This window comes from Pleionea litopenaei (assembly GCF_031198435.1).
GTDB lineage: Bacteria > Pseudomonadota > Gammaproteobacteria > Enterobacterales > Kangiellaceae > Pleionea > Pleionea litopenaei.
Genome location: NZ_CP133548.1, coordinates 4,311,840 through 4,324,490, shown reverse-complemented (window position 1 = coordinate 4,324,490; position 12,651 = coordinate 4,311,840). Strand labels below are relative to the sequence as shown.

Sequence of the window (12,651 nt, the reverse complement as noted above, 5' to 3'; positions counted from 1 at the left end):
TTACCACTCAATTTCTTCGAGGCTATCTTGGTTATCTAGCTCATTACTTTCTATCCGATTTTTTAGCAGCATTAAGTAATCAAGATGTGTCCCGAGATCTTTAATATTTTGAAAGTCAAAGAGTTCTTTTAAAGAAATATTTACTTTGAAATGATCATAAATGGTCTTTGATACCTGCACCGCGAGCAAAGAGTGGCCACCTAACTCAAAGAAGTTGGCCGTCGCGCTGATGCTCTCAACCGGCCGTTGCAATAACGTCGCCCAGAGTGTTGCCAGCTCCGTTTCTGTCGCACCACTGGGCGCTACATAATCTGACTCAGCCGTTACCGTGATGGCCGGCAACGCTCGTTTATCTACCTTGCCATTCGGCGTTAAGGGCAAAGCCTCTAAGACACCGTAACGCGACGGTTGCATATAATCCGGTAGTCGCTGCTTCATGTACTCGCGCACACGCACTTCATCTGCGCCTTCTGCCAACACTACATACGCAACCAAGTGTCCCTCTTGCGCTATCACCACGCCGTCACTCACCACCGCACACGACAATAATTGGTGCTGTACTTCGCCAAGCTCGACCCGAAACCCTCGGATCTTAACCTGCTCATCGGCACGACCCAGAAACTCCAAATCGCCCTCGGTGTTATAACGCACCCAATCTCCGGTTCGATACAAACGGCTTCCCGCGCCCGCCGTAAACGCCGCCGAGATAAATCGCTCGTTCGTTAAACTCGGCTGATTTAAATAACCTCGCGCTAACCCTGCGCCCCCTATGTACAGCTCGCCGATCACACCTCTCGGGGCTAATTGACCGTCTTTATCCAACACATATAAGTGCGTCCCACTCACCGCTCGACCTATACTCGGGGCCGTCGCCTGCTCCGACTCAAACGCCTTCACCGTCGAATAGGTCGTATCTTCCGAAGGACCGTACAAGTTCACGACTCGCTTCACGGAGCCCTGCGCTAATAGCTCATTGACTAAACGTCCTGATAACGGCTCTCCCGCTAAATTAATGGTCTGGACTGTCGCGGGTACTCGCTCCGCTCGCACCAGCGCTTCCATTCCCGACGGCACCGTGTTGATTAAACTCACGCTTGAATAATCATCCTCCAACACGCTCAAAATCGAATCCACGACGCGACAACTGCCACCCACACTCAACGGCGCGAACACCTCAAACACAGACAAGTCGAAGTTCAACGATGTGCTCGCCAAGACTTCTTTCATCTCGTCCGCTCGGTAATAATCTTGCGACCACGCCAGCAAACTACTGGCACTGCGATGTTCAATCATCACGCCCTTCGGACGACCCGTTGAGCCTGAGGTGTAAATTAAATACGCTAAATGCTCCGGCTGAACCGCTACCTCTAACGCACTGTCTGACTGCTCCGCTAAACGCTCCCCCAACTCATCCAATAAGTGCAGCTTTACACCCCTCGGCCAAGCAACCTGATGCTCCACTTTACGTTCACACAGCACATGGGATAACTCCGTATCCTCCACGATGTACGCTAAGCGCTCCGACGGATAATTGGGATCTAATGCAACGTAACTCCCTCCTGCTTTTAAGACACCCAATAACGCAACCACCATCTGCGATGTTCGCGTCAAACTGATCCCCACGGGCGTTTCCACATCCACCCCTTCGGCTCGCAGATAATGAGCTAAGCGATTGGCCGCCGCATTCAATTGCTGATAAGTCAGTGATTGACTCGCACAGCGCACCGCTATTCGTTCAGGGTGCGCAGCCACTTGCGCTTCTACCCACTGATGCAAACAACGCTCTCCCGCCGACGATGGCAACGGCGCACCACGTCCTAAGGCCATCAACTCCGCTTCCGCTTGAGCCGACAACATCGATAACTCCGCGAGTTTCGCGTTTGGCTGCTGCACGACTTGCTGCAACAGCGTCATCACATCGCTGCTTAACTGAGCCACATGCTCAGCCGTTAAAATCGACTCATCGTAATGCCATTCAAACTCCGCGCCTTCCGACAACAGACGAACGTTAATATCCAAGTCAAACTTGGCCATGGTTTGCTCTAACGCCACGGGCGTAATGGATAGGCCTGGCAACGTCAGCTTCGACAGCTCATCCTCTTCTAGCCGCAACATTAATTGGAACAATGGTGTGTGCTGTAAACTCCGCTCTACCGAGCACTGCTCCAGCAGCTGCTCAAACGGCACATCTTGATGCATCTGTGCATCCAAGTTCACTTGCCGTATATGCTCAAAATACTCCGTCACTGATGCGAAATCCGTGCGCCCTCTGAGCACTAAGGTATTCACAAAGCAACCGATCAACGGCGCTAACTCGGCGCGCATTCGGTTGGCAACCGGTGTTCCTATGATGACTTCACGCTCATTGCTGTGGCGGGCCAACACTAAATTCACAACACCGTGCAGCACCATAAACAACGTCATCTGATGCGTATGCGCTAACGCCTGCACGTTCGACAGCAACGCTGCGCTTAGCGCCGTCCGGTACACCCCTCCTTGATACTGTTTATGACTCGGTCGAGGACGGTCCAAGGGTACGTTGTGGGCTTGAGGGACTCCCGCTAATTGCTTTGTCCAATACCCCAATGACTCCGCTAAAGCAGAGTCTGTGTGTGTCGTTCGTTGCCACACCGCGTAATCACTGTACTGCACCGACAATGGCCTTAAGGCCGCCGGCGCACCCGTCACTCCCGCTGCGTAATACGCCATAAACTCTTCAATCAATAGCCGTACTGACCAGCCATCCGCCGCTATGTGATGCAAGGTAAACAACAACACACCGCTCGCGTCTTCCTCTTCATCACTGAGCTGCACGTAACTCACTCGAACCGGCAGGTCTCGCGTTAAATCAAACGGCGTTTCCATTTCCGCGCTTAACAATTGCTTCAGTCGCTGCGGTTGCTCTTCTCTCAACTCTCCACGCAAGTCGTGGTAAGACAACACCCATGACCCTTCCGACCGCACGTACTGCTCGGCACCCTCTCCACTCGCTCGATAACCACTGCGCAAAATCCGATGTCGTTGCATGATCGCTTGTATGGCCCCTTGCGCTATCTCACGATCGAAGGTTCCCTTTAATCGCAGCGCCGCTGGCATGTTGTACTCCGCGCTGTTGCCTTGCAGTTGATCGATTAACCAAAGTCGTTGCTGCGCATACGATAACGGTGCGGCGCTGTGCTCTGAAGTAACCGCGGGGATCGCCTGACTGGACGACGCTGGCGCCGACGACGTAATAAATTGCGCTAACCTGCGCAGTTCAGGGTGTTCAAAAATATGACGAATCGATAACTGACGATTCAGCGAATCTTCAACGCCGTTAGCCAGCTGTACCGCGAGCAAAGAGTGGCCACCTAGCTCAAAAAAGTTGGCCGTCGCGCTGATGCTCTCAACCGGCCGTTGCAATAACGTCGCCCAGAGTGTTGCCAGCTCCGTTTCTGTCGCACCACTGGGCGCTACATAATCTGACTCCGCCGTTACCGCGATGGCCGGCAACGCTCGTTTATCTACCTTGCCATTCGGCGTTAAGGGCAAAGCCTCTAAGACACCGTAACGCGACGGTTGCATATAATCCGGTAGTCGCTGCTTCATGTACTCGCGCACACGCACTTCGTCTGCGCCTTCTGCCAACACTACATACGCAACCAAGTGTCCCTCTTGCGCTATCACCACGCCGTCACTCACCACCGCACACGACAATAATTGGTGCTGCACTTCGCCAAGCTCGACCCGAAACCCTCGGATCTTAACCTGCTCATCGGCACGACCCAGAAACTCCAAATCGCCCTCGTTGTTATAACGCACCCAATCTCCGGTTCGATACAAACGGCTTCCCGCGCCCGCCGTAAACGCCGCCGAGATGAATCGCTCGTTCGTTAAACTCGGCTGATTTAAATAACCTCGCGCTAACCCTGCGCCCCCTATGTACAGCTCGCCGATCACACCTCTCGGGGCTAATTGACCGTCTTTATCCAACACATATAAGTGCGTCCCACTCACCGCTCGACCTATACTCGGGGCCGTCGCCTGCTCCGACTCAAACGCCTTCACCGTCGAATAGGTCGTATCTTCCGAAGGACCGTACAAGTTCACGACTCGCTTCACGGAGCCCTGCGCTAATAGCTCATTGACTAAACGTCCTGATAACGGCTCTCCCGCTAAATTAATGGTCTGGACTGTCGCGGGTACTCGCTCCGCTCGCACCAACGCTTCCATTCCCGACGGCACCGTGTTGATTAAACTCACGCTTGAATAATCGTCCTCCAACACGCTCAAAATCGAATCCACGACGCGACAACTGCCACCCACACTCAACGGCGCGAACACCTCAAACACCGACAAGTCGAAGTTCAACGATGTGCTCGCCAAGACTTCTTTCATCTCGTCCGCTCGGTAATAATCTTGCGACCACGCCAGCAAACTACTGGCACTGCGATGTTCAATCATCACGCCCTTCGGACGACCCGTTGAGCCTGAGGTGTAAATTAAATACGCTAAATGCTCCGGCTGAACCGCTACCTCTAACGCACTGTCTGACTGCTCCGCTAAACGCTCCCCCAACTCATCCAATAAGTGCAGCTTTACACCCCTCGGCCAAGCAACCTGATGCTCCACTTTACGTTCACACAGCACATGGGATAACTCCGTATCCTCCACGATGTACGCTAAGCGCTCCGACGGATAATTGGGATCTAATGCGACGTAACTCCCTCCTGCTTTTAAGACACCCAATAACGCAACCACCATCTGCGATGTTCGCGTCAAACTGATCCCCACGGGCGTTTCCACATCCACTCCTTCGGCTCGCAGATAATGAGCTAAGCGATTGGCCGCCGCATTCAATTGCTGATAAGTCAGTGATTGACTCGCACAACGCACCGCTATTCGTTCAGGGTGCGCAGCCACTTGCGCTTCTACCCACTGATGCAAACAACGCTCTCCCGCCGACGATGGCAACGGCGCACCACGTCCTAAGGCCATCAACTCCGCTTCCGCTTGAGCCGACAACATCGATAACTCCGCGAGTTTCGCGTTTGGCTGCTGCACGACTTGCTGCAACAGCGTCATCACATCGCTGCTTAACTGAGCCACATGCTCAGCCGTTAAAATCGACTCATCGTAATGCCATTCAAACTCCGCGCCTTCCGACAACAGACGAACGTTAATATCCAAGTCAAACTTGGCCATGGTTTGCTCTAACGCCACGGGCGTAACGGATAGGCCTGGCAACGTCAGCTTCGACAGCTCATCCTCTTCTAGCCGCAACATTAATTGGAACAATGGTGTGTGCTGTAAACTCCGCTCTACCGAGCACTGCTCCAGCAGCTGCTCAAACGGCACATCTTGATGCATCTGTGCATCCAAGTTCACTTGCCGTATATGCTCAAAATACTCCGTCACTGATGCGAAATCCGTGCGCCCTCTGAGCACTAAGGTATTCACAAAGCAACCGATCAACGGCGCTAACTCGGCGCGCATTCGGTTGGCAACCGGTGTTCCTATGATGACTTCACGCTCATTGCTGTGGCGGGCCAACACTAAATTCACAACACCGTGCAGCACCATAAACAACGTCATCTGATGCGTATGCGCTAACGCCTGCACGTTCGACAGCAACGCTGCGCTTAGCGCCGTCCGGTACACCCCTCCTTGATACTGTTTATGACTCGGTCGAGGACGGTCCAAGGGTACATTGTGGGCTTGAGGGACTCCCGCTAATTGCTTTGTCCAATACCCCAATGACTCCGCTAAAGCAGAGTCTGTGTGTGTCGTTCGTTGCCACACCGCGTAATCACTGTACTGCACCGACAATGGCCTTAAGGCCGCCGGCGCACCCGTCACTCCCGCTGCGTAATACGCCATAAACTCTTCAATCAATAGCCGTACTGACCAGCCATCCGCCGCTATGTGATGCAAGGTAAACAACAACACACCGCTCGCGTCTTCCTCTTCATCACTGAGCTGCACGTAACTCACTCGAACCGGCAGGTCTCGCGTTAAATCAAACGGCGTTTCCATTTCCACGCTCAACAATTGCTTCAGTCGCTGCGGTTGCTCTTCTCTCAACTCTCCACGCAAGTCGTGGTAAGACAACACCCATGACCCTTCCGACCGCACGTACTGCTCGGCACCCTCTCCACTCGCTCGATAACCACTGCGCAAAATCCGGTGTCGTTGCATGATCGCTTGTATGGCCCCTTGCGCTATCTCACGATCGAAGGTTCCCTTTAATCGCAGCGCGGCTGGCATGTTGTACTCCGCGCTGTTGCCTTGCAGTTGATCGATTAACCAAAGTCGTTGCTGCGCATACGATAACGGTGCTGCACTGTGCTCTGAAGTAACCGCGGGGATCGCCTGACTGGACGACGCTGGCGCCGACGACGTAATAAATTGCGCTAACCTGCGCAGTTCAGGGTGTTCAAAAATATGACGAATCGATAACTGTCGATGCAACGAGTCTTCAACGCCGTTGGCCAGCTGTACCGCGAGCAAAGAGTGGCCACCTAGCTCAAAAAAGTTGGCCGTCGCGCTGATGCTCTCAACCGGCCGTTGCAATAACGTCGCCCAGAGTGTTGCCAGCTCCGTTTCTGTCGCACCACTGGGCGCTACATAATCTGACTCCGCCGTTACCGTGATGGCCGGCAACGCTCGTTTATCTACCTTGCCATTCGGCGTTAAGGGCAAAGCCTCTAAGACACCGTAACGCGACGGTTGCATATAATCCGGTAGTCGCTGCTTCATGTACTCGCGCACACGCACTTCGTCTGCGCCTTCTGCCAACACTACATACGCAACCAAGTGTCCCTCTTGCGCTATCACCACGCCGTCACTCACCACCGCACACGACAATAATTGATGCTGTACTTCGCCAAGCTCGACCCGAAACCCTCGGATCTTAACCTGCTCATCGGCACGACCCAGAAACTCCAAATCGCCCTCGTTGTTATAACGCACCCAATCTCCGGTTCGATACAAACGGCTTCCCGCGCCCGCCGTAAACGCCGCCGAGATGAATCGCTCGTTCGTTAAACTCGGCTGATTTAAATAACCTCGCGCTAACCCTGCGCCCCCTATGTACAGCTCGCCGATCACACCTCTCGGGGCTAATTGACCGTCTTTATCCAACACATATAAGTGCGTCCCACTCACCGCTCGACCTATACTCGGGGCCGTCGCCTGCTCCGACTCAAACGCCTTCACCGTCGAATAGGTCGTATCTTCCGAAGGACCGTACAAGTTCACGACTCGCTTCACGGAGCCCTGCGCTAATAGCTCATTGACTAAACGTCCTGATAACGGCTCTCCCGCTAAATTAATGGTCTGGACTGTCGCGGGTACTCGCTCCGCTCGCACCAGCGCTTCCATTCCCGACGGCACCGTGTTGATTAAACTCACGCTTGAATAATCGTCCTCCAACACGCTCAAAATCGAATCCACGACGCGACAACTGCCACCCACACTCAACGGCGCGAACACCTCAAACACCGACAAGTCGAAGTTCAACGATGTGCTCGCCAAGACTTCTTTCATCTCATCCGCTCGGTAATAATCTTGCGACCACGCCAGCAAACTACTGGCACTGCGATGTTCAATCATCACGCCCTTCGGACGACCCGTTGAGCCTGAGGTGTAAATTAAATACGCTAAATGCTCCGGCTGAACCGCTACCTCTAACGCACTGTCTGACTGCTCCGCTAAACGCTCTCCCAACTCATCCAATAAGTGCAGCTTTACACCCCTCGGCCAAGCAACCTGATGCTCCACTTTACGTTCACACAGCACATGGGATAACTCCGTATCCTCCACGATGTACGCTAAGCGCTCCGACGGATAATTGGGATCTAATGCAACGTAACTCCCTCCTGCTTTTAAGACACCCAATAACGCAACCACCATCTGCGATGTTCGCGTCAAACTGATCCCCACGGGCGTTTCCACATCCACCCCTTCGGCTCGCAGATAATGAGCTAAGCGATTGGCCGCCGCATTCAATTGCTGATAAGTCAGTGATTGACTCGCACAGCGCACCGCTATTCGTTCAGGGTGCGCAGCCACTTGCGCTTCTACCCACTGATGCAAACAACGCTCTCCCGCCGACGATGGCAACGGCGCACCACGTCCTAAGGCCATCAACTCCGCTTCCGCTTGAGCCGACAACATCGATAACTCCGCGAGTTTCGCGTTTGGCTGCTGCACGACTTGCTGCAACAGCGTCATCACATCGCTGCTTAACTGAGCCACATGCTCAGCCGTTAAAATCGACTCATCGTAATGCCATTCAAACTCCGCGCCTTCCGACAACAGACGAACGTTAATATCCAAGTCAAACTTGGCCATGGTTTGCTCTAACGCCACGGGCGTAATGGATAGGCCTGGCAACGTCAGCTTCGACAGCTCATCCTCTTCTAGCCGCAACATTAATTGGAACAATGGTGTGTGCTGTAAACTCCGTTCTACCGAGCACTGCTCCAGCAGCTGCTCAAACGGCACATCTTGATGCATCTGTGCATCCAAGTTCACTTGCCGTATATGCTCAAAATACTCCGTCACTGATGCGAAATCCGTGCGCCCTCTGAGCACTAAGGTATTCACAAAGCAACCGATCAACGGCGCTAACTCGGCGCGCATTCGGTTGGCAACCGGTGTTCCTATGATGACTTCACGCTCATTGCTGTGGCGGGCCAACACTAAATTCACAACACCGTGCAGCACCATAAACAACGTCATCTGATGCGTATGCGCTAACGCCTGCACGTTCGACAGCAACGCTGCGCTTAGCGCCGTCCGGTACACCCCTCCTTGATACTGTTTATGACTCGGTCGAGGACGGTCCAAGGGTACGTTGTGGGCTTGAGGGACTCCCGCTAATTGCTTTGTCCAATACCCCAATGACTCCGCTAAAGCAGAGTCTGTGTGTGTCGTTCGTTGCCACACCGCGTAATCACTGTACTGCACCGACAATGGCCTTAAGGCCGCCGGCGCACCCGTCACTCCCGCTGCGTAATACGCCATAAACTCTTCAATCAATAGCCGTACTGACCAGCCATCCGCCGCTATGTGATGCAAGGTAAACAACAACACACCGCTCGCGTCTTCCTCTTCATCACTGAGCTGCACGTAACTCACTCGAACCGGCAGGTCTCGCGTTAAATCAAACGGCGTTTCCATTTCCGCGCTTAACAATTGCTTCAGTCGCTGCGGTTGCTCTTCTCTCAACTCTCCACGCAAGTCGTGGTAAGACAACACCCATGACCCTTCCGGCCGCACGTACTGCTCGGCACCCTCTCCACTCGCTCGATAACCACTGCGCAAAATCCGATGTCGTTGCATGATCGCTTGTACGGCCCCTTGCGCTATCTCACGATCGAAGGTTCCCTTTAATCGCAGCGCCGCTGGCATGTTGTACTCCGCGCTGTTGCCTTGCAGTTGATCGATTAACCAAAGTCGTTGCTGCGCATACGATAACGGTGCTGCGCTGTGCTCTGAAGTAACCGCGGGGATCGCCTGACTGGACGACGCTGGCGCCGACGACGTAATAAATTGCGCTAACCTGCGCAGTTCAGGGTGTTCAAAAATATGACGAATCGATAACTGTCGATGCAACGAGTCTTCAACGCCGTTGGCCAGCTGCACCGCGAGCAAAGAGTGGCCACCTAACTCAAAAAAGTTGGCCGTCGCGCTGATGCTCTCAACCGGCCGTTGCAATAACGTCGCCCAGAGTGTTGCCAGCTCCGTTTCTGTCGCACCACTGGGCGCTACATAATCTGACTCCGCCGTTACCGCGATGGCCGGCAACGCTCGTTTATCTACCTTGCCATTCGGCGTTAAGGGCAAAGCCTCTAACACCGCATAAGCACTCGGGATCAGATGCAGTGGTAAACGGGGCTCTAAATAGTCACGCAATCGCTCCGCTAACTCTCCCTCGTCTAACAACGCCTCTTTGTCAGCCAAGACCACATAGGCCACCAAGCGACCATCATCCTCTCCCGCTCCCGATTGAATCGTTACCACCGCTGATCGTAACCCTTCATGCTCGACTAAAACGCTTTCGATTTCTCCCGGCTCTATTCGCTGCCCTCGCAGCTTGACCTGCTCATCCACTCGACCTTCATAGTGCAAACGTCCGTCCGCCAAATATCGCACTCGATCGCCCGTTCGATACATCCGTTCTTGTCCATCTTCTACAAACGGATTGTCACAATAACGCTCCGCCGTTAACGCTTCTCGCTGCCAATATCCCTGCGTTACACCCGCTCCGCCTATATACAACTCTCCACTGACGCCTCGCGGTAACAGCTCTCTCGACTCACTCAACACATAGCATTGCGTATTCGCTATCGGATAACCGATGCTCACACCTTCATTCGTCAGCCGCGCGCAGGTCGACCACACCGTCGTTTCCGTCGGTCCATACATATTCCATAGCGAATCCACTCGCTCTAACAAACGACTCGCTAAATCCTCCGCTAAACGTTCTCCACCACACAACGCCTTCAAAATAACCCCTGTGGGCCACTCTCCGCTGTCGAGCAACAACCGCCAAGTCATCGGGGTCGCTTGCATCATCGTGATTTCATGCTCCGCTAACTGTGCCGACAAACGCGCTCCATCGACACTGTCTTCTCGACGACACAGCACCACTTCCGCACCACTTATCAACGGTAAAAATAATTCCAATACATGAATGTCGAAGCTGATCGGTGTCACCGCCAATAAACGATCTCCGACTTGGCAACCGGGTTGCTCTTGCATGCTCATTAAAAAGTTCGCTACGTTGCCATGACTCACCATCACACCTTTCGGCTGGCCCGTTGAGCCGGACGTGTAAATCAGGTAAGCCAAATCGCCTGCCTTTACCTCGGTACGATACTCAGATGCACTTGCAAATAACGCCGCTTGATAATCCGTCGACGCAATATTGAACACCTTGACGCCCTCACGCTTAAATGCCGGATGCTCGTCATCAACCAACACCCATTGCGCTTGGCTATCGCTTAACATGTACTGCAAGCGTTGTTCGGGGTAACTGGGATCCAGCGGCAAATACGCCGCACCGACTTTTAGGCAACCCAACAAATGGCTCATTAAAGGTAAGCTGCGCTCTAAACACACTCCTATCACATCGCCTTTTTGCACACCCTGTGCACTGAGCCAGTTCGCCACTCGATTCGCTTGCTCTTCTAGCTCACCGTAACACCAAGACTCATCGCCACTGCGAACCGCTACCTGCGTATTGCGGGCATTGACTTGCTCTGACCAAGATTGTAAAAACGTTGCTTTAACGCTTACGCTAGGCAATGAATATTTTTCAAATTCCTGCTGCGTAATAATTGATAGTTCTTGAATGGGAAGCGCATGATTTTCTAACGCGTGTTGAAACAAAAAGTGAAATCTGTCGGTCAGTGCATCGATTTCGTCGGCGTTAAAATAAGCCATGTTGAAATCTAACTGAATTTCTATATCATCACTATCCCCATCCCAAATGGTAAATGTAAGAGGAACCGGGTCATGATTATGACTGGAGTAAATAACCTCTGCGTTATGAGTACCAAAATAGAGGTCGCTGTAATCTGTTTTTAAGTAATTAAATACAACATCGTATAAACGTGATTTCTTATTACTCTTTACATCCCGAATAATAGCACCTATCGGATATTTTTGATGTCTAAAATCTGCTTTCTGCAACCTTGAGATTTTACGTAATAACGAGTTAAAGTCGGCACTAGGATCAACATCGACTAAAAATGGATTGACGCTCGCAAAAACGCCGAGCATTTTTTTTGCAACTTATCCGTTCGTTTATGAGTAGGAATTCCAAACGATAAATTAGAATGACCAGTCACTCGCGAAAAATACACGCAAAGTATCGCGAGAAAATACTGTGCAGAAGAGGCATTCTCAGATCGACAAAACTGTTCAATAGCATTAAACAAAGACCGATTAATATAGCTACGGGAACGTTTACTTCTTACATGTTCGGTTGAGTGGTAGACGCCTTCATAATAAGGCGTTAACATTGCTTTAGGGAGATTAGAGAAACGACTAGACCAGTATTCTGCGTCTTTTTGATATCGATTACTTTCTCGATAACTAATATCTTTTAAAACAACATCGTTCCAACCAGTTACTACTTCGTCCGCACTCCCTGAGTTGTAATAATCCGCTAGACAATGTGATAAATTGGTAAAACCCCAACCGTCCATTGCTAAATGATGTGCAAATCCTAAATATCTAAAGTCCTGCTCATTTATTTTTAGTAAGAACCCTTTGCAAATCTGAGTATTTTCAAATTCTATTGGAGTTTCAAATAAGTTATCTATCCACACCCGCGCAGACTGCTCCGGATTGTCCTCATGACTAAAGTCAATGATCGGCAAAGTAACGTCGCGTTCATTTGAAATAAACTGATATACGTCATTATTTTTGCTAATAATACGAATACCAAATGCATCATGATTACTTACCAACGTTCGATAGGCTTGTTGCATACGACTAACATCAACCGATCCACAACAAATATAGCCACCTATATTATATAGAGGACTATTTTTATTATGCAGTTGATCATAATAGATGTCTGATTGAGTTAGCGTAAGCGCTAACTTATTTTCTAAATCTTGAGACATATTCAATCCAATAGACGTTTTACTAAAT

Annotated in this window: 2 protein-coding genes; both read right to left on the bottom strand. The window is 51.6% G+C overall.

Annotated features, from left to right (window positions below):
* Nucleotides 1-11,772, bottom strand: a complete 11,772-nt coding sequence (locus Q9312_RS19125; RefSeq protein ID WP_309202461.1) for a non-ribosomal peptide synthetase — start codon at nt 11,770-11,772, stop codon at nt 1-3.
* On the bottom strand, nt 11,736-12,623 hold the full coding sequence (locus Q9312_RS19120) for a condensation domain-containing protein (RefSeq protein WP_309202460.1): 888 nt from the start codon (nt 12,621-12,623) through the stop codon (nt 11,736-11,738). Before Q9312_RS19120 ends, Q9312_RS19125 begins: the two co-directional genes overlap by 37 nt.
* Nucleotides 12,624-12,651 lie beyond the last annotated feature (28 nt).

Coding starts and splice junctions, on each gene's coding strand:
- Q9312_RS19125 (WP_309202461.1), bottom strand. CDS start 11,772: ATGCTCGGCGTTTTTGCGAGCGTCAATCCATTTTTAGTCGATGTTGAT.
- Q9312_RS19120 (WP_309202460.1), bottom strand. CDS start 12,623: ATGTCTCAAGATTTAGAAAATAAGTTAGCGCTTACGCTAACTCAATCA.